Below are 18,773 nucleotides of genomic sequence, written 5' to 3' on the forward strand. Positions count from 1 at the left end.
GCTGAACCACTTTGATAAGGGGGGCGCATCGAAAAACGTGAAAGCGCCTGGAGAAAGCGAAAATTCCTGCAATGCCCGACACAATACAGAGGTTCAAGTGGTATTCAGATACATCATTTTGTAAAAACCACTCGCTATAAAAGACGGCCCGGTTATTCCCGATAAGGTCGTCCGCCATGCCTGCCTCCCCCCAACGCCTTGCGCTCGCCATCGCGCTATTGAGCTCAAGCACCGTTGCTCCGCTGGCACTTGCCAGTGACACCCTCCTGGACTCACCCGGCACCAGCGCGCTCAACCTGAGCGCCAGCGATACGTTGACAGTGACCCCGGCCGCAAGCCTGACCACTGCCAAGGTGGCCGTCACGCTCAAGGGCAGCACCAGCGGCCCGGGCGTGATGATCGACAACGCAGGCAGCCTGATCTCGACGGGCGGGCGAGCCATCGACAGCAGTGGCAGTGCAAGCGGCGAGCGCAACTACAGTATTTTCAACCGCAGCGGCGCGACGATTCAGGGCAGCAACGATGCCCTGCGCATCGACACCCCGTTCAGCAGTGGCAGTGTGCTGATCGACAACAGCGGCACTATTCGCTCCACCGATAGCGGCCAGGCCATCGACCTCGACGCGGTGCGCAGCCATGACGTCAAAACCACCCTGATCAACCGCGAAGGCGGGCTGATTCGCGGTGAGTTCAGCGACGGCATGAAGACCGGTTCCAACGCCACGATTCTCAACTACGGCGAGATTTCCACAGGCGACGCCCTGAACGACGACAACAAGTTCGACGGTGTCGACATCGACTCTGCAACCGGCGTGACGGTGACCAACTACGGCACCCTCTCGGGCGGGCGCCACGGCATCACCACCGACCTGGGCGCAACACTGATCAACTATGGCGACGTCACCGGGCGCAACGGTTCGGGCTTCGGCTCGGACGGGGATGGCACCGTGATCAACCACGGCACCATCACCGGCGCCTATTCCGGGCTCAAGCCCAATGGTGACGGCGATGGCGTGGATATCGACCTGATCGCCCATATTGAGAACTACGGCGTGATTCAGGGCACCGGCGCCGGTGGCGTCGACAAGAACGGGTTTGCCAATGGCAGCGAAGGGATCGCCCTGGGCGGTGGTTTTATCTACAACGCCCTGGGCGCACGGGTCAGCGGCGCCAACAATGCGGTGCTGGTGGATGACGGCAGCGATGGATCAGGGCTGGCCGCCACCACGTTGATCAACAACGGCACGATCCAGGGCCAGGACGGTTTTGGCGTGAAGTTCGTGGGCGAGTTCGAGGACGTGGTCTTCAACAATGGCCTGATCAGTGGCAGCAATGGCCAGGCGCTGGACCTTGGCGGTGGCAATGACCGCCTCACGCTGGGCAGTGCCAGCCGCTTCGACGGTCTGGTGGACGGCGGCAGCGGTTACGACCGGGTGTCTCTGGATGACCCGGCCGGTGGCCGCTTGGGCAACAGCCGGAACTTCGAATGGCTGGACGTCAAATCCGGCAGCTGGACACTCACCAGCCAGAACGATTTCAGTGACGGGGGCGAGATTTTCAGCGGCGCCCGCCTGATCAATCAGGGCGCCATCCTTGGTTCCCTGACCGTGGACGAAGGTGGCATTTACGCCGGGGGTGGCAGTGTCGGCAACCTGCTGGTCAACGGCACGCTGCAAACCAGCCCGCAATTGGGCACCGCGACCATCACCCATGACCTGACCCTGGGCAGCGGCGCGACCCTGGCCTACGGGGTCAATGCCGATGGCAGCAGCGCGCCGGTGCAGGTCGGCGGCACCGCCCACCTCAACGGTGCAACGCTGGCCATCAATGCTGGCAGCGGCACCTACCCGTGGCTCAGCCAGTACCGCGTGCTGAGCGCTGGCACCCTCGACGGCACATTTGGCAACGTCACCAGTGACTATGCCTTCCTCACCCCGACGCTCAACTACACCCCCACCAGCGTCGAGCTGACCTATGCCCGCAATGACGTGGCCTTTGCCGAGTACGCCAGCAGCGCCAACGGCCACAGCGCCGCCATCGGTTTGAGCCAGCTCAAGGCGGACAACGCGCTGTATAACGCCCTGCTCAACACCAGCACACAAGCGGCGGGGGCAGCCATCGAGCAACTGGCTGGCAGCAGCAACGCCAGCCTGAGCAGCGCCACCCTGGGCGCCACGTCCCAGGTGGGCAGCAGCATGTTGGCGGCCATGCAGTCCGTGGGCGCAGGCGCCGGTTTGCGGGTCGCCAGTGCCGCTCAGGACACCCCTGCCCTGGCCGCCACCGGCCTGCCGCCCGGCGTGCGCAACCTCAATGACCCGAATGCCCAGGGCCGACTCTGGCTCCAGGGGCTGGGCAGCTATGGCCGACTGGACGGGACACACGGCAACAGCGACCTGACCCAACGCACCAAAGGCGGCGTGCTGGGCGCCGACTGGGCCCTGACACCGGACTGGCGCATGGGCGTGCTGGGCGGCTACTCAAAAACCGATGTGGATAGCAGCGCTATGGAGGGCTCGGTCAACAGCTGGCATGCGGGTGTCTACGGGATACGCCAGAGCGGTGCGCTGGCAGTGCGTCTGGGCGCGGCCTACAGCGGCCATAACGGGGACAGCAAACGCAGCGTGGCGTTTAACGGTTTTACCGACCAGCCCAAGGGCGATTACCACGCCAGCAGCCAGCAGGCTTTTGCCGAGCTGGGCTACGCCCTGGGCAGCGGTCGCTTGAGTGCCGAGCCGTTTGCCAACCTGGGTTATCAACGCTACCAGCGTGACCGCTACACCGAAAAAGGCGGTGCGGCCGCGTTGAGCGTCGACAAGCAGACCCAGGACAACTTCAGCAGCACCCTGGGCGTGCGTCTGGCCCATTTGAGCCAACTGGAAAACGGCATGAGCATCACGCCCCGCCTGAGCGCAGGCTGGAAGCACACGTATGGTGATGTCAGCAGTTCAACGAATCAGCGCTTTGTGCTCGGCGGTTCTGCGTTCAATGTCGAAGGCAGCGCGCTGGATCGCAACAGCCTGGTGCTGGAAGCCGGGCTGGATATTGGCGTATCGGCCCGCCAGACACTGGGCGTGGGCTACACCGGCGACATGGGCAGCAACAGCCGCACCCACGGGCTGATCGGGCAATGGCAAATGAGTTTTTGACCCCGGCCCTGTGAGAGCGGGCTTGCTCGCGATTGCATCACGCGGTTATCCAGACAGACCGTGTCGTCTGCATCGCGAGCAAGCCCGCTCCCACAGGTGGTGGACAGACCCACAAAAAAAAGGCCCTCCCCGAAACCGGGGAGGGCCTTTTGTTTAACGCCGGGGTTTAGCCCAGGTTAACGCCAAAGTTCGAAGCCAATGGCGCCAGGCCACCCGCAAAACCCTGGCCGATAGCCTTGAACTTCCACTCTTCGCCATTGCGATACAGCTCGCCGAATACCATCGCGGTTTCGGTCGAAGCGTCTTCGCTCAGGTCAAAGCGTGCCAGCTCTTTGCCGTCTGCCTTGTTCAGAACGCGGATGTAAGCGTTCGAAACCTGGCCAAAGCTTTGTTTACGGCCATCAGCGTCGTGGATGGTGACCGCGAAAGCCAGTTTCTTGGCTTCTTGCGACAGACCCGCCAGGTTGACGTTCACTTGTTCGTCGTCGCCATCGCCAGCGCCCGAGCGGTTGTCGCCCTGGTGCACAACGTTGCCGTCCGGCGAAGTCTTGTTGTTGTAGAACACAAAGCTGCCGTCGTTCAGCACTTTGCCGCTCTCGCCAACAATGAACACCGAGGCGTCCAGGTCGAACTCCTGGCCGTCAGTCACACGCGGATCCCAACCCAGGCCCACAATCACTTCGGTCAGGCCCGGAGCTTCTTTGGTCAGGGAAACGTTGCCGCCTTTACTCAGACTTACTGCCATGTTCGTGAACCCTTATATGAAAAGTTGATGGGGTGCAGATTAGAATTTCAGACCGTAGCTTTCAGCCAATGGCTTGAGGCCGCCGGCAAAACCTTGACCCACAGCGCGGAATTTCCACTCGGCGCCATTGCGATACAGCTCGGCAAAGATCATCGCGGTTTCGGTGCTGGCGTCTTCAGCCAGGTCATAACGCGCCACTTCGTTGTTGTTGTCCTGGTTCACAATGCGGATGAACGCATTGCGCACCTGACCGAAGTTCTGCCTGCGGGCATCGGCTTCGTGAATGGTCACGGTGAACGCGATACGGTCGATGTCAGCAGGTACTTTGGACAGGTCGACCTTGATCGCCTCGTCATCGCCGTCGCCTTCACCGGTACGGTTGTCGCCCGTGTGCTCAACCGAGCCGTCAACGCTTTTGAGCTGGTTGTAAAAAATGAAATCGGAGTCAGCGCGGACTTTACCGTCAGCCTTGAGCAAGAAAGCGCTCGCATCCAGGTCGAAGTCTTGACCATCGGTGGAACGAGCATCCCAGCCCAGACCCACGAGGACTTTAGTCATCCCCGGAGCTTCTTTGGAGAGGGACAGGTTGCCGCCTTTGGAAAGGGAAAGTGCCATGTGTAATTCTCCTTAGTAATGTGCGATCAAGCGTTCGTGTCGTTTTTAACGTCGGATTGCTCTTCTTCCTTACCTGGAAAGATGATGCTGGCCACAATACCGATGGCCAATACCACCAACACCACTATCAGGCTGGTGTTTGGATCAATGCTGATGCCGTGGCCAAACAGGTGATCGGTTGCGTTCAGGGCCAGCTTGCCGGCGATAAAGAACAACAGCGCGATAACCGATTTTTCCAGGTGTACCAAGTAGCGTTTCAGCGCTTCGAGAACGAAGTACATGGTCCGCAGGCCCAGGATGGCGAACATCATGGCCGAGTACACGATCAGGGGTTCACGGCTCACGGCAATCACTGCTGGTACGGAGTCGAAGGCAAACAAAATGTCTGAAACTTCAACCACGACCACACACAAAAACAGTGGTGTCGCAAAAAGAGCGCCCTTGCCTACAAGGGTCATTCCCTTGTTCTGCGGCTTCGTGATCTCTTTTTCAAGCTCTGCGCGCGAAACAAAGAAATTATGTCCGTGCAGCTTTGGCCAAACCGGGAACAGTTTTTTCGCAAAACGGTAGGCAATGTGCTTGGAGTAATCCTCCTCCTCATCTTCTTCCTTGCTGCGCAGCATCATGATCGCCGTCCAGGCCACGACCACCGCAAACAGCACTTCGACCCAAGGGCCAAACGCCAGCAGACCGGTACCGATTGCCACGAAAATCAGGCGGAAGACGATGGCGCCGATGATGCCCCAGTACAGAACACGGTGACGCAGCGCGTCCGGGATCTTGAACCAGGCAAAGATCGCCATGAACACGAACAGGTTGTCGACGCTGAGGACTTTTTCCAGCGCGTAACCGGTCACGAACAGGCTGGCCACGCTTGGGCCGTGGGCGTAATACAGGTAGCCCGCAAAGGCGAGGGAGATCAGCACCCAGAACACCGACCAGACGGCGGCGTTGGTCAGCGAGACCGGTTTATCGCTTTTGTGGGTAAACAGGTCAATTGCCAGAGCAATGACCGCCAGAGCCACAAATACAGCGATGGTAGTTGGCGGAAAGCCAATTGCCGTGTTTTCCATGATGTCCTCAGAGATCAAAATCGCCAGGGTTCAACCCCAGCTCATTGCAGATAATGCGGCAAGCAGCCCGCTCACTTTCATCGAAGTTGCCGTCGGCGCTACCGATTGCGCAGCAAACACGCACCAGCAGGCGGGCGGCATCTTCTTTTTTACGCAGTTGACCAATCGACTTCAGCGCCTCGGCGCGACCGATCTGCTGATCAAACTCAAATTTTTCGCAAACGGCGTTGAAGGCCTTGATCACGTCTTTAACGTCAAAAGCCTTCAGCTCATTCGAGTTTTGAATAAACCCGACCATCTTCTGTTTTTCGTCGCTGCTGATGTTGCCATCGGCAGCCGCCACCAGTGCGCACCCGGAAACCACGGCTTCCATGAATTCACGGTTCTTGAACTTGCTGACTTCCGCCGAGAGCTTGTCACGGGCGGCAGTGGCGTTGGTTTTGAGCCATTCGAGCATTGGAGTCACCTTGTCTGAAATTGCAGGTACGGCGCCTGTTTCATCAGGCGGCCACTTACAGAGCGCTCATTTGGAACCGGCAGCCCAGCGCATGCCCCAGCCGAAAGCTTTATCCATGTCGGAATGGCCCTTGAAGAACTCAACCCGACGGTTGACCTTCACGCTGCCACCGACGTTTTCCAGCAGGGCGATGGCGCACATGCCCTTGGTGCCACCCTCTTCGCTCAGGCGCACTTCGATCGGCGGCTCACCCGGAATGTACAAGGTGATAACGCCATCTGTGGCCTGCCAGTTCGGGGCGCCTTCGTAGATAAATGCGTAAACCAGCACGCGACGCATCTTGCGCCACTCCTTGCCGTTGATACGCAACCACTCGCCGTCGCTCACAGAGCCGGTACGGTCGTCGCCCATCAACTGGATAAACGGCTCGTCACGGAAATCACCGAAGGCATTGCCCAGGGCCTGAACCGCGCCTTTGCGGCCGTTGTCCATTTCGTACAGGCAACCCACGTCCAGATCGATACCACCCGACTTGCCGCGCAACGAGGCGAAAAAGCCGCCACCGCCGCCTGCATTGGGGTTGGTACGGTTCCAGTTCAGGTTGATTTTGATCTCGCCGAAGTCACCGTCCTTTTTCTCAAGGCTGATGGACGGACGCTGCTTGTCGAGCGTGATCTTCGACAGATTGATCTTGGCGGCCGGTGCCGGAGCAGGCGGTGGCGGTGCCACTGGCGTGGGCGCGGCTGCCGGTGCTGGAGCAGGAGCAGGAGCAGGAGCTGCAATATCAACGCCGAAGTGCTGAGCCAAAGGCGCCAGACCACCGGCAAAGCCCTGGGCCACGCAGCGGAATTTCCACGCGCCCTGACGGCGATAGAACTCGCCCAGGATCAACGCGGTTTCTTGCATGCCCTGGGTCGGGATCGGCGCTTCAATGCCGCCGCTCACCGATACGGTCAGTTGCGGGAAGGCGTCGAACCGGGCCTTGTTCTCGTAGATGGTCGCGGTCAGGGCAACTTTCTCGATGGCCTGATCAATGGCGTCTAGATTGACACTGAACACACTGCGACCGGCCGCCGACTCGACCAGCTTGACCGCGCCATTGTTGACGCTTTGCTGGCCGAAGAAGCACATGTCGTTGTCGCCGCGCACCTTGCCCGACTCATTGAGCAGGAAGGCAGACACGTCCAGATCAGCGCCGGCCACCGGCGTGTAGCTGATGGTGACACTCAGGCTGCCGGCAGCGACAGCGGTATTGGCGCCAGGAGTCAACGTCGTCATGCACGCACCGCCTGGGCCGCATCGCTGGCCAGATCCTGTGCGGTACGGCCATTGGCCACGGTGCCGATAGCGGTCAGGTCCCAGCCAGCAGCTGTGCGGCTGATGTACGCCATGACCACGCCTGTGTGACGACCTTTGTCCGACAGGTTGAAGCGCGCCAGCTCTTTGCCGGTCAGCTCATCAACAATGCGGCAGTAGGCGTTTTCTACGGCTTCAAAGTTTTGCCCGGTGAACGAGTTCACGGTAAACACCAGGTGCTTGACCCCGGCTGGCAGCTGCTCCAGGTTGACCAGGATCGATTCGTCGTCGCCATCGCCCTCACCCGTGCGGTTATCGCCGGAGTGAACGATGGAGCCGTCGTTGGACTTGAGCTGGCGGAACCACACCAAGTCCAGCGCTTGCTTGGCACTGTCGAGCAGGATGCACGATGCATCCAGGTCGATGGCAGCATCACTGCTCAGCAGTTTGGCAAAAAAACCGCTCGGTTTTACCGGGTCCCAGCCCAGGCCCATGCGGATTTTCTTGAGACCGGTTCCAGCTTCTTTCTCGAGAGAAATGGTTTGATTCTTGGACAGCGAAATGGCCATGAAGCGTCTCCTTGTCTGCACTCAAGCACGATAGGTAATTGCTGATTATTGACACGCTTTGCTTACGCCTGGCTTACAGCCCTTCACGCAAACACACGTCAAGTGGCCGCTTGCGACGCCACAGCGCGTGAAATTCGCGCCAATGTGGCTCCTGAGCGGCCCCGAGCATCTGTTCATCGCCCACGGTGTCACCCCAGGCACGTAATGTGTATTGGTCCAAAGGCCCGTATTGCGCCTCCAGCCGGATGACTTTTTGTTCACAGCGACAGTTGATACCGTCGATACCCCCCGTCAGCACGCCATCGACTGACGCCAACCGTGTTCCGATCAGGCCAATACCGAGTTTTTTGGCAAACGGTGTGAGCACCAATTCAGGGGACGCCGAGCAAATGGTGACGTTGGCACCCTGCTCCAGTTGGTTGGCGACGGATGTTAAGCCCAAAGGCCGCATTAGGCGCTGCCACGAAACGTCACAAAATGCTTCTGCGCGCTCTTTTACCCACGCCTCTTTGGCACCTGTCAGGTAGACCGCGATGAGCTTTTCTTTAAGCGCATTACGCGAAATCCTACCCAGCAGGTAGCACGCAGTCGCCGGAATCATCCGGAACAAGCGCATCGCGAACAGCCGATTGCCAAAGGCAAAGCGCAAAAACGGCACAAACGTGTCGTGATAGGTCAACGTGCCATCGAAATCGAACGCTGACAGAACTTGCTTGCCTTTAACCGGTGTATTCAAAACGTCGTTCAACCCACTAATTCAGCCAATCTAAGGCTGCCTCCAAAAGTGTCTGACGAGCTGGCGATTTCGGGGCGAACCCCCTGCCAATGCGCTCGTTCAATAATTTTTTGCGCCCATTTGTAATGGGTCGCAGGCTCGCACATGGCGTCGTTGAACTTGAACACCGCAGGCGCCGCCTCACTCAGTATTTGGCGTGCACTGTTGAGATCTTCAAGGCTGACTTGCAGCGCCCTGTGGATAACTGCAATTTGCGACGGGTGGATAGCGGTTTTACCCACAAGCCCGTGGGCCATATCCAGCGCCAGCTCTTGCTCCAGCAAGTGCGGTGTATTCAGTTGTTCGAACACCGGTGCGGTCAGGGCAAAGCCTGCAGAGCCCATGATCCCGCACAACATGGGAATCACATAGCTCATGGGTGTGCTGTAGAGGGTCATGGCCGGGTGACGGCGCAACCCCAGGCAGCCCATCAGGTCGTTACCACCAATGCGTAACGCAATAATACGCCCCGGCAATTGTTCCAGCAGGGCGCTGCGCAGCTCAACCATCGCATCGGGAACAAAGACTTCCGGGGTTTCCAGGGTGGGCATGAGCATCAGGTCGTCGCGGGTCACCGCCTGCTGCCACTCGCGGATATTGCCCAGGCTCAGCTTGGGCACCACAAAACCGTCAACATGGCGCATCAGCGACCATTCATTGAGGACCGCTGCCATCGCCGCGTCCCGTGGCCGCACAAACAAGATAGGACCGACGGACGGACGACCGCCTCGCGCTTCGATCCCCAGCAGCAGGTTTTTGAGGTTGTTCAGCCCCTGCTGCACGTCGGTTTCGGCCACAGCGTCTTCCAGGCACACCACCAGCGAGCGCAAACCCTGGATCTTCTCGCCCAGCACCACCTCCAGAATGTCGGGGCGGGTAGCCGGCATATAAAGTGTGGCGCCCAAGGCATAGGCTGAATGCTTGATCATCAGCGAACACTCCTGATTACGGTCACAGCGCGATACGGCCCCAATTCATCACCGACCTCCTGGACCTCGATTTTGGCCTGGCGCGTAAGGTGCAGGAGCAATTGCACGTCCTGATCGTCACGGTTGCGCACCAGTACGTGGTCCGGCACACGGCGCATCACGGCGCGGGTTGCCTCGGCGATACCCGGTTTGACCCGATTGGGGTTGGTCACCGCAAACCGGGGCGAGATACGTTCGACCGCAGCGACAGCCGAGTGTTGCAACGCTGCGGCCTGCTCCGCTGTCCAGGGTTGCGCACTCGCCTGGGGGGCAAGCAGCGCACGCTCGGCTTCGATGCTGTGGATAAAACTCATGGTCACGTCGTGTTCCGCCAAATGGTCATACACCACGCAGCCATGCAGGCCCGGGTCTTGTGGCCAGATGGAACGGGAAACCAGCCCCGACACCGTGGCGCCCAGAATGCCCGACGGAATCAGCCAGTCTTCAGCCGATGCCGCCAGCCAGGCGCGACCACAGGGGTCGGCCAGGACCACCAGTCGAGGATCTGGCGGAAAACGTGAATCCCCGGCCAGGCTGTCGCGGATCTGGCCGCTGATCGCGCCCTTGCCGGTCCAGCCATCGACAAACACGATGTTCTCGGCACCGTGGGTCTTGATGATAGCTTCGAGTGCGACGTTGTCGATTCCACGGTCACGAATAATGCTGACCCCGTAATGCGCCGCCTCACGGCCCAGGTCGAGCAGCGCCCGGCGCAGCAACACACCCAGCGGCAAACCGGCCCGCACAAACGACACCAGCGCAATCGTCGGGCCGCTGTAGCGTTCATTCAACGCCAGCGCCAGCGCCTGCACATCAGCCGCCATGCGGGCGCCGTTCTGTGCCAGGGCCAGCTGATAGAGACTTTTATGGGTGTCTGACGGCGCATGTTCTTGGCTGATCATTTCGGAGTAATGACGCTGCCGGGTCTGGATCAGCCGCTCTTTTTCCTGCACGTCGGTGACTTCGATCTGCAAGGTACGCAGTAAAAAGTGCACGTCATCAGCGTCATAGCTGCCACTGCCGACAGTCTCCAGACCTGCAAAAGCATTACTCATGGTCAACGCTCGCCAGCACATGACTGGCCAACTGGCCACGCTTGGGCGTGCCCCACCAGTCGCATTCGGCCATAAAACCCAGGTCCGACACACTGTCGCCAAAACCCAGCAACGGGCGCTTGCCGTTGATCGCCTGATCGCGGCGGATCCACTCGCGTACCGCTTCACGCTTTTGCAAGGCCTGGGGCAGGAACGCCAGATTATTGCCATTGCCGTGCACATACAGCCCGTCGAGCAAGCCCCGCGCCCTGACCTCGGCCAGCACGATGAGCAGCGCTTCGTCGGTTTCGTTGTTGTGCTTGGTGACGACGTAGTTGGCCAGCCCCTGCTCTTCGACTACCCAGCCACGCAACGAGAACCCCAGCTCTGCGCCAATGGCCAGGGTTTGCTCGCTCAGCTGGTGCAGACGGGTTTGCTCAAGTGCCAGCGCCTCGCACATCCGTGCATGCCAATCCAGGTCCAGCGAGCCATCCGGGTTGAGGATGACCCCGCCGTGGGCACAGACCGCACCGTGGACGAAGGGTAATTGCACCCGCTGATAGGCTTCGATGCTGCGCGCGGTCACCGGGACCACGTCGCTGGTCGCCAGCAGCCATTCAACAAAGCTCTTCTGGGTGGCGCTCATGAAGCCGTTGGGCTGGCCGTCCACGTCCAGCGTGGCCGCAAAACGGGGCTCATCGCCCATTTTGCGAGCGGTTTGAAACAGGGTGTCGTCCAGATCAACGAACACCAGAGGGCGATTACTGCTCATCAACGATTACCTGCGCATTCAATGCGCTGACCAGCGCCGGGTCGACGGCAGCTGCCGGGGTTTCGCTGCAAATCAGCACCCGGTCAAACTGGCCGGGGGCGACGTTATAAAGAAAGTTGGGGATGCCCAGGCCGTAGTTGTCAGAGAACGACAACGCATGGTCGATGCAATGGCCCAAGGCAATTGGCGAACGGCTGGTGGAGCTGAAGCGCACATCGGCCCCCGCCCGCTCAAGTCGCTCGGCCAGCAGGAACGGGCGCCAGACAAACTCACTGGTGCCAATCACCAGCACCCGCTCACCGGGCGCCACTTGCACATCGGGCGCCAGCGTATCGAGGTGCTCACGCACCCCCATGCGGCCCCAGTCGCGGTCTGGATCGAGGGCCCAGTCGCCTTGGGCCACACTGCCCACTTCGGGCATTTCGGGCAGTTCTGCGGCAGGATCTTCGGCGAATGTGTAGCGACCGTCGAGCAAAGAGACGCTCGTGACGTGATCGCCCATTGCCTTGCGCACCGCATCCTGAGACCAGTCGGTCAGGGTCGCGGTGACAATCCGCTCGATGGAATCCAGACCCGCTTCAGCCAGCGCCCGGGACAAGTTGATAAAGGTATTGCCGGTCGACGCTTCGTCGTCCACCAGCACCAGCGAGCGGGCACTGAGCATCATTTCGCGGGTGCGCGCATCTTGCGGCAGGTGCAGCAAGTGCGAGCTGGCGTGGCTGTGCTCTTCTTCAAAGCGGGCAAACAGCTCGCTGCCCGTGGGGTGGCGACTGCTGCACAGGTACACGCTGTCATTGCGTGTCTGGCTCAACGCACGGTGTACGCCTGCCCCCAGACCGACGGCCGTTTCAGCCATGCCGATCACCAGCACCGGGCCGGGCAAGTCAGCGGGGATCTTGCTGGCCAGTGCATTGAAGCTTTCAGCCATCAGTGAGGGACGGGCCGGGATATGGCGACCCAGCACGCGGGAAACAAACAAAAAAGCCCGTTTTGGATTGCGCCGCTCGGCGAAATCGAAAAGTGCCTGTGGATCAAAGGTCGATGCATTGACCTGTACCTCCAGACGACCGCGCTTGAGGTTTGCATGCAAAACCTTGGGATCGGTCACGGGGTTAGCGCTATTCATCAACATTTACTACCTGGAAATACTTAAAAAGTGGGGGACGATCAGCGAGTCGATCACTTAAAACAAGCGAAAAATGGTTACCGCACAAGTCAACTCAACCCAGCAGCGAATTCCCGCGAACCGGAACCACGACGGTGATTGCCTTGACCTGAACATCCTCGCGCCAGACGCTGGCCGGAACCGGCATGCCAAGACGACGAGCGGCAAAAATCCCGGGCAGATTCACACCTGCTTCACGGGTATAGCCAATGCCACCGGAGTAACGCAGATTGATCTCCAGCAAGTGCGGCTGGCCTGCGGCATCATCGCGGGTTTGCACATTGACGATGCCGTCGCACTTGAAGTGCCGCGCCGCCTTGATCGCCAGCTCGACCGCTGCACCCTCGCGCTCGAACGTCTGCATCAGGCCCTGTTTGCGTCGTGCGACATGGGCCACGACCTCGCCAGCTTCGCACACCATGTCCACCGAACACTCGCTGCCGGGCATGTAGGGCATGACCAGCAACGGCTTGGGGGCAGCTGATTGGCCGTAGGCCTGGGCAAAGACCTGGGCGTTGACTTCATGGGCATCGGCGTTGGCAAAGCTGCGAAACGGATCCACGTCATCGGCCAGGCGCCAAAAGCCCTGACCGTAAATGCCGCGAGTCGGTTTTACACACACCTGACCGTCACGGGCGAGTTGGGCATAGGCCTCTTGCAACTCGGCCCGGGTGCTCACGGTGATCGCCGGGATACACGCCAACCCTGCTGCCAGGGCCTCGCGAGTGAACGCAGACTTGTCGTCCACCCGTTCAAAGGTGTCCAGATCCAGAGCCCCGGTCACCAACTGCAGTCCGGCAGACTCGAACTCGGCCCGGTGAGCCTCATAAACCTGCCCGATACGCCCGGCCAGCACGACCTTGATCTGATGGGCCCGTGCCTGCTCGATCACCCAGTCGATGCGCGCTTGATTGTCCTGCGGCTCGCTCCAGGCGACATCCGCCAACCCGGTAATTTCAGGGCGATTTTGTCGGTGCGAGGCATAAATCCGTACGTCATCGGGCAGCGCCGCCCGGGCACCTGCAATCACGTCGCGCTGGCTGGACTGCCCTTCAAGAAACCAGATCATGAACATCCCTTGGTACGGATAAACGCGGGAGTCTAGCGCAAGGGTGTAACCGACGCCCTCAGTCATTATGGGGAGCCCGTGTAACCAAATATGAAAATTATTAACCAACTAGTTCATAATGTGCGGCATCGTGTCGCGCCCTGTTCGCCGGCACTTCATCCGAAGGAGCTTCTGTAGATGTTTTTCTCTTCCCGCGCCCTGCTGAGCACCAGCTTGTGCAGCGGCTTGTCATTGCTGGCCCTGACGCCTGCCTGCGTACTGGCCGACACCACCGACAACCTGATGAACCGTTCGACCCTGACCGGCGACTGGGGCGGTGAGCGCCAAAAGTTGATGGATAAAGGCGTCAAACTGACCGGTGACTACAACTCCGAAACCTTTTCCAACCTGCATGGCGGGATCAAGCACGGCACCCGTTATTCGCAGCAAGTGCGTATCGGCGCCCAGTTCGACCTGAGCAAGCTGCTCGGCACCGCCGATGCTGGCCTGGTGCAAATCACCGTCAATGATCGTCGCGGCCACAGCGCCTCTGAAGATCTGGTAGGCAACCGCCTGCCGATCCAGGAAAACGCTGGCGGCAACTACACCCGTCTGTCTGAGTTCAGCTATCAGCGCACCCTGTTTTCCGAAGACCTGACCACCAAGCTGGGCTTCATGCCGATGGGCAATGATTTTGGCGGCATGCCGTTGCTGACCAGCTTCGTCAACGCCGGTTTTTGCGCACACCCGCTGACCCAGTCCAACGGCAGTGGCTGGACCAACTACCCGACCGGTCACTGGGGTGGCGAATTGCGCTACACCGTGAGCCCGGCACTGACCCTGCAAACCGCTGTCTTCCAGGTCAACCCCGAGTACAACAGCCGCTCCTCGGAAGCCTTCAGCATGACCACCAAAGGCACGACGGGGGCGATCATGCCGCTGGAGGCAATTTTCACCCACGACGCCTGGCTCAATGGCCAATACAAAGTGGGCTGGTACTACGACACCTCCAACACCCGCAAAATTGGCAGCACGCAAAAAGCCAACAACCGTACCGGTGCTTACGTGCTGGTCGACCAGGCCATCTGGCGTGACGAGCAAGACCCCGAAAGCGTGTTGCGCGCCTTTGGCCAGGCGGCCCGCAGCAATGCCGCGACCTCACCGATGAGCCACTGGTACTCGGTGGGCCTGGTCAAGCAAAAGCCATTTGCCAGCCGTCCTAAAGACAGCATCGCCTTCGCCTATGGTCGCGCCGTGTTCAACTCGCGCTCACGGGATGTACAAGAAGCGGCTGCCAGCAGCCCTGAGCAAGCCGACATGATTGCCAGCCTGGACAGCGGCGAGCAGTTGCTTGAACTGAACTATGGCGCACAAGTCACGCCGTGGCTGCTGTTGCGTCCCGACCTTCAGTACATCATCGAACCCGGTGCGTTCTATGGCGCCAGCCGCAGCAATGCCCTGGTCGCGGGATTGCAGGTCAAAGCGACGTTCTGACGGCTTGGGCTTATGGTGGGAGCGGGCTTGTTCGCGATGCTATCACTGCGGTTTTGCAGTCAGACCGCGGCGATACCATCGCGAGCAAGCCCGCTCCCACAGGGATGTGTGGTTGGCCTGCCAGCTTTCACAATTTGTTAAGAACTCCCCTCCTATACTCCAGCGCAGTATTCCATTCGATGACTGCCTGGTAGCCCAATGCGCCTGACTCGCCCCGCTCTACTGTTATTACTGCTCGGTTGCGTGCTGTTCTTCTTTGCACTGGGCAATCACCAATTGCAGGGGTCGACCGAGTCCAGGGTGGCGGGTATCGCCATGCAGATGCACTTGAGCGACGACTGGGTGACACCCCACCTGCTCAACGAACCCTTCCTGGAAAAACCACCGCTCAGCCTGTGGCTGGACGCTGGCGCCATCCGAGTGTTCGGCGCCCAGCTATTCGCCGTGCGACTGGCATCAGCCTTTGCCGGATTGTTTTGTGTGATGTTGCTGTACGTCATGCTGCGCAAACTCGCACGCCCCACGGCACTGGCCTGGACAGCAGCAGCGATGCTGGCAACGATGGGCATTTTCTGGGGTAACACCCGTCAAGTAGGCGAAGATGCACTGCTCACCCTGGGTGTGACCATGGCCTTGCTGGCGTTTTTCTATGCCAGCCGCCAGCTGCGTTTTGCCTGGGGCCCCTGGCTGTTGTTTGCCGCCGGGATTGCCATTGCCACCCTGAGCAAAGGCGTGTTGGGCCTGGCGCTGCCGGGGATCGTGATTTTTACCTATCTGGTGTGTGAAAGCCTGCTAGAGAAACGCTTCGTCCTGCGCAATTGGCTACGCCCGGGGTTGCTGACTCTGCTCGGGCTAATCCCGCTGTTCATCTGGCTGTGCGTGCTCTACCAGCGCGGCGGAATGCAGGCGGTCAGCGAACTGTTGTGGACCAACAGCGTGGGTCGCTTCAGCGGGTCGTTTGTCGAGGCCGGGCATTACGAACCGTTTTACTACTACCTGCGAAAACTGCCCGAAGCCTTTTTACCGTGGAACCTGCTGACTTATCTGGGCCTGTGGCACTTTCGCAAACAACTGCGAAGCAATCCGTTCCTGCTGTTTTTCTGCGTGTGGCTGGTGGCGCAATTTGCGCTGCTCAACTTCGCCTCCAGCAAGCGTGCGGTGTACATGATGTCGATGGCACCTGCAGCCGCCGTGATTGCCGCGCAATACGCCCAGGTGATTGTGGACTGGCTGCGCAAAAAAAGTCCGGTGTCGGCCACGGCCAGGTTCCTCAGCGACTACCACCGGCCACTGGCCGCTGCACTGTTGGCGGGCCTGGTAGCCGCCTACCTGCTGGCAGCGCATCGGGCACCCCTTGCCGATAAGGAAGAGTCATTCCAGCCTCTGGCGGCCTACGTCATGGATCTGCAAGCCCGCGGTAAACAGGTGGCGCTGCTCAGGCCCGACGAGCGCCTGGGTGCCGTGGTGTTTTACAGCCAGCAATTGCAGCACACGCTCAATTCAACAGCAGAACTGCAGGCGTTTCTCAGTGCATCGCCCGACCATATCGCCCTGGTGGAAAAGCCCGAGGTACCGGGGATGAACCTGAGCATCCTGGACGAGGTCAGTGTAGGGCGGCACCACTTCTACTTTGTCAGCCAGGCCGCTCCCGCCCCATAAACTTGATCCCGGGCAACAGAACGGCATATGACGTGGCCGATCACGGTGTATTGGCTACGCTCCTTGGGCGATTCCCAGTCAAGGAGCCTGTCATGACCATCGGTATTTCCAGCAAAACCCTGAGCGACTACGACGCTCACCTGGCCTTCAACACGGCCACCGCATTTTTACGCACATCTGATCTGGCCAATTACCTGATTGATCAGCTTGAGCAGCAACATGTGAAGGTCAGCATTGAAGTCAGCACCGATCCGGCACTGGCCAATCAGGATGTGTCTAACAACGGCTCGATTGTCTGGAACCTGCACAGCAGCGAGTCCCCCAGCCCCAACCTGCCCGACGTGGCAGCCCTGCTGAATCGCATTCCCGCGCAGCAAAAGCCCTACATCACCAGCCAGTGGTGGCTGATGCATCTGCTCGCCCTCGCCTGCCAGCAATTGAACAGTCAGCTCAACTTCAGGGATGCGGATGCGACCTGGCCGTGGCTCGATGAAAAAGTGCTCAGCGCCAGCGATATCGAACAGGTGGTGGCACGGGAACTCAGCGACCTGCCATTACCCGACGAGCAAAACTGGAACCGCCTGCTGAACCGCGCATGACATGAAAAAGCCCGGCACATGCGCGCAAGGCTGTTCACTTAAGTGATTTCTGCCTCTGTGGGAGCGGGCTTGCTCGCGATGGTCGTTAACGATGACGCGTATTTACTGAGTAAATGCGGCGCTCTGAAGACCATCGCGAGCAAGCCCGCTCCCACACTTGAACAGCATTGCGCTCATGTGTCGGGCTTTGCGTGTTGCTTGAAGGGGGGGTCAGAATTGCGAGGCTTCAAACCCGTGGCGGCTGCTAGCGGTCATCACCGGTACGATGCTCGCCCAGTCCTTGGGCTCGATATAGCCCAGCATCTGCGGCTCACCGTGGGCGTCACTGGCCCGGATGAACAAGGTGGAGCCGTAGCCAAACGTGGTGCTCGTTGACAGGTGCATGTCCAAAAGCAGTTGGTCCATGCATTCGCTGTGGCTCACCAGAATCAGGTTCTGGCCCGCTACTTTGTGCTTGAGGGCATCACGCAACATGGTGCCCCGGCAGTTGAACAGCCAGTCCTGTGCCTCAACCGGGTGCACGAACATGGCGCTGGCGGTTTGCCGCGCACGGGTCAACAGGCTGCTGTAAATGTCAGCGTTCTTGAGCCCCAACTGATTGAAGTCTGCGCCAAGCGCCTGAACCGCAGCTTCACCGCGCACCGTCACACCGTCTGCCGGGCCCAGGCACTGCGCCGAGGAACGGTCGCAACGCTCGCCATGACGGACCACCGCAATCACATCACCCTTGGCCCAGCTATCGGTCAGCAACACCACATGATCGGCATGACTAGGCTGTGCCAGATCAGGCGGGGCCGCAGGGGCCAGCAGCGTCAACGTCAACGCAATAGCCATCACGCTCGCGACGATCACCACCAGCGCATTTTTATAACGAACCAGGCCACGGCGTAGCAGCGTACGGTTAATCCCGGTCAGATCAAGGCTCAACGTCACGGTACTTATACCCTCTGCGGCAGTCAGTGAAAGACACCGGCCTACCCTATCGCTCGAATATGACAACGGGTCGCATCGCGGCCCTGCTGTAAGAAATAGACTTGCACAATTCAGGCATCTATTAGCTGAACGGTAGGCTAAAAAAATGGAGGTCAGAGGCAGGTGAAACGAATGTGAAAAAAAGCGTAAAAGCGAAGATCAGGCACACGCGTCAAATGGATATGAGGTTATGTGAACTGGCGCAAAACAAAACGTTTCAGCTCTGACGAATGCAGCCGATACCTCTCCAACACAACACTCGGCTGGGTCAAAAAAAATAATTCCCTCCAGCGAACTTAGATCATGCGTGCAGCGTTCCTGGAGAACCTTATGAATAGATGGCTGAGCGATATCAGCGTCAACCTGAAACTGTCCCTGGGCTTTGG

General features: G+C 59.6%; 17 protein-coding genes. 4 read left to right on the forward strand and 13 right to left on the reverse strand.

The window, feature by feature from the left end; translation table 11 throughout:
• The first annotated feature begins 176 nt into the window (after positions 1 to 176).
• Positions 177 to 3,146, forward strand: a complete 2,970-nt coding sequence (locus tag AACY07_RS18540) for an autotransporter outer membrane beta-barrel domain-containing protein (RefSeq protein WP_339476652.1) — start codon at positions 177 to 179, stop codon at positions 3,144 to 3,146.
• A gap of 166 nt (positions 3,147 to 3,312) precedes the next feature.
• Here the strand turns inward: AACY07_RS18540 and AACY07_RS18545 are convergent, their stop codons facing one another.
• The 12 genes from AACY07_RS18545 to AACY07_RS18600 form a co-directional block, all read right to left on the reverse strand.
• Positions 3,313 to 3,891, reverse strand: coding sequence for a TerD family protein (locus tag AACY07_RS18545; protein ID WP_133078839.1), 579 nt, complete (start codon positions 3,889 to 3,891; stop codon positions 3,313 to 3,315).
• A 39-nt stretch (positions 3,892 to 3,930) separates the two neighbouring features.
• Positions 3,931 to 4,506 carry a TerD family protein gene (locus AACY07_RS18550; RefSeq protein ID WP_133078838.1) on the reverse strand — a complete coding sequence of 192 codons (576 nt, stop codon included), beginning with the start codon at positions 4,504 to 4,506 and terminating at the stop codon, positions 3,931 to 3,933.
• Between the two features lie 26 nt (positions 4,507 to 4,532).
• On the reverse strand, positions 4,533 to 5,579 hold the full coding sequence (locus tag AACY07_RS18555) for a TerC/Alx family metal homeostasis membrane protein (protein ID WP_339476654.1): 1,047 nt from the start codon (positions 5,577 to 5,579) through the stop codon (positions 4,533 to 4,535).
• A 7-nt stretch (positions 5,580 to 5,586) separates the two neighbouring features.
• The gene (locus tag AACY07_RS18560; protein ID WP_133078836.1) at positions 5,587 to 6,036 is read right to left on the reverse strand and encodes a tellurite resistance TerB family protein; all 450 of its coding nucleotides are present in this window, start codon (positions 6,034 to 6,036) and stop codon (positions 5,587 to 5,589) included.
• A 66-nt stretch (positions 6,037 to 6,102) separates the two neighbouring features.
• On the reverse strand, positions 6,103 to 7,314 hold the full coding sequence (locus AACY07_RS18565) for a TerD family protein (protein WP_338648838.1): 1,212 nt from the start codon (positions 7,312 to 7,314) through the stop codon (positions 6,103 to 6,105).
• Positions 7,311 to 7,901, reverse strand: coding sequence for a TerD family protein (locus AACY07_RS18570; protein WP_219262376.1), 591 nt, complete (start codon positions 7,899 to 7,901; stop codon positions 7,311 to 7,313). The genes AACY07_RS18565 and AACY07_RS18570 overlap by 4 nt, the downstream gene beginning before the upstream one ends.
• Positions 7,902 to 7,974: 73 nt before the next feature.
• Positions 7,975 to 8,649, reverse strand: a complete 675-nt coding sequence (locus tag AACY07_RS18575) for an HAD-IB family hydrolase (RefSeq protein WP_339476656.1) — start codon at positions 8,647 to 8,649, stop codon at positions 7,975 to 7,977.
• Positions 8,646 to 9,605 (reverse strand): HpcH/HpaI aldolase/citrate lyase family protein, encoded by a 960-nt coding sequence (locus tag AACY07_RS18580; protein WP_133078832.1) that lies wholly within the window; start codon positions 9,603 to 9,605, stop codon positions 8,646 to 8,648. The genes AACY07_RS18575 and AACY07_RS18580 overlap by 4 nt, the downstream gene beginning before the upstream one ends.
• Positions 9,605 to 10,699 carry a cysteine protease StiP family protein gene (locus tag AACY07_RS18585; protein WP_339476658.1) on the reverse strand — a complete coding sequence of 365 codons (1,095 nt, stop codon included), beginning with the start codon at positions 10,697 to 10,699 and terminating at the stop codon, positions 9,605 to 9,607. Before AACY07_RS18585 ends, AACY07_RS18580 begins: the two co-directional genes overlap by 1 nt.
• A complete protein-coding gene (locus AACY07_RS18590) occupies positions 10,692 to 11,450 on the reverse strand; it encodes an HAD family hydrolase (RefSeq protein ID WP_339476660.1) in 759 nt (252 codons plus the stop codon). The genes AACY07_RS18585 and AACY07_RS18590 overlap by 8 nt, the downstream gene beginning before the upstream one ends.
• Entirely contained in the window at positions 11,440 to 12,576 is a 1,137-nt protein-coding gene (locus AACY07_RS18595; RefSeq protein WP_133078829.1) for a phosphoribosyltransferase domain-containing protein, read from the reverse strand. The genes AACY07_RS18590 and AACY07_RS18595 overlap by 11 nt, the downstream gene beginning before the upstream one ends.
• Before the next feature lie 94 nt (positions 12,577 to 12,670).
• Positions 12,671 to 13,684, reverse strand: a complete 1,014-nt coding sequence (locus AACY07_RS18600; protein WP_339476663.1) for an ATP-grasp domain-containing protein — start codon at positions 13,682 to 13,684, stop codon at positions 12,671 to 12,673.
• A gap of 177 nt (positions 13,685 to 13,861) precedes the next feature.
• Between AACY07_RS18600 and AACY07_RS18605 the strand changes: the two genes are divergently transcribed.
• The 3 genes from AACY07_RS18605 to AACY07_RS18615 all read left to right on the forward strand — a co-directional run bounded on the left by AACY07_RS18605 (position 13,862) and on the right by AACY07_RS18615 (position 17,415).
• The gene (locus AACY07_RS18605) at positions 13,862 to 15,157 is read left to right on the forward strand and encodes a carbohydrate porin (protein WP_339476666.1); all 1,296 of its coding nucleotides are present in this window, start codon (positions 13,862 to 13,864) and stop codon (positions 15,155 to 15,157) included.
• Positions 15,158 to 15,355: 198 nt separating this feature from the next.
• The gene (locus AACY07_RS18610; RefSeq protein WP_339476669.1) at positions 15,356 to 16,816 is read left to right on the forward strand and encodes an ArnT family glycosyltransferase; all 1,461 of its coding nucleotides are present in this window, start codon (positions 15,356 to 15,358) and stop codon (positions 16,814 to 16,816) included.
• Positions 16,817 to 16,908: 92 nt separating this feature from the next.
• A complete protein-coding gene (locus AACY07_RS18615) occupies positions 16,909 to 17,415 on the forward strand; it encodes a hypothetical protein (RefSeq protein ID WP_339476672.1) in 507 nt (168 codons plus the stop codon).
• Between the two features lie 210 nt (positions 17,416 to 17,625).
• On the opposite strand, the gene AACY07_RS18620 is transcribed toward AACY07_RS18615, so the two are convergent.
• Positions 17,626 to 18,348 (reverse strand): histidine phosphatase family protein, encoded by a 723-nt coding sequence (locus AACY07_RS18620; RefSeq protein ID WP_339476674.1) that lies wholly within the window; start codon positions 18,346 to 18,348, stop codon positions 17,626 to 17,628.
• Between the last annotated feature and the right edge of the window lie 425 nt (positions 18,349 to 18,773).

The organism is Pseudomonas sp. RL_5y_Pfl2_69 (assembly GCF_963970465.1).
Taxonomy (GTDB): Bacteria; Pseudomonadota; Gammaproteobacteria; order Pseudomonadales; family Pseudomonadaceae; genus Aquipseudomonas.